Below are 413 nucleotides of genomic sequence, written 5' to 3'. Positions count from 1 at the left end.
GCGAAACGCTGGCTGGCGCCCAGCACCGCCTGCGTCGGATCGGCGACGGGTACCGGGGGCTCGGCGCCGGCCGGCGCCGGCGCGCGATCACAGGCGGCCAGCAGCAGGCAGGCCAGCAGGGACAGGGCAGGCAACCGGCGCATCGGGCATTCCATGGGGGTGGGGCCGACCACGATAGCCCAAACGTCCCACACAAGACCCGCGACTCGGACATAATCGGGGGTATGGACCGATACGAACGCATCACCGCCCTGCATCGTCTGCTCAAGTCCGCGCGCTATCCGGTGACGGTGGCGACCCTGCAGGACAAGCTCGGTTGTTCCCGCGCCACCGTCTACCGCGACCTGGCCTTCCTGCGCGATGCGCTGATGGCACCGATCGAGGGCGACGGCGAGGCGGGCTTCCGCTACCAG

General features: G+C 70.2%; 1 protein-coding gene. It reads left to right on the top strand.

The window, feature by feature from the left end; translation table 11 throughout:
• Positions 1-224: 224 nt before the first annotated feature.
• Positions 225-413, top strand: a 189-nt coding sequence (locus D7X55_RS47045) for a helix-turn-helix domain-containing protein (protein WP_147470533.1), incomplete at its 3' end; no start/stop codon positions are given.

The organism is Corallococcus sp. AB049A (assembly GCF_003668885.1).
GTDB lineage: Bacteria > Myxococcota > Myxococcia > Myxococcales > Myxococcaceae > Corallococcus > Corallococcus interemptor.
This window is presented reverse-complemented; position numbering and strand designations above follow the sequence as displayed.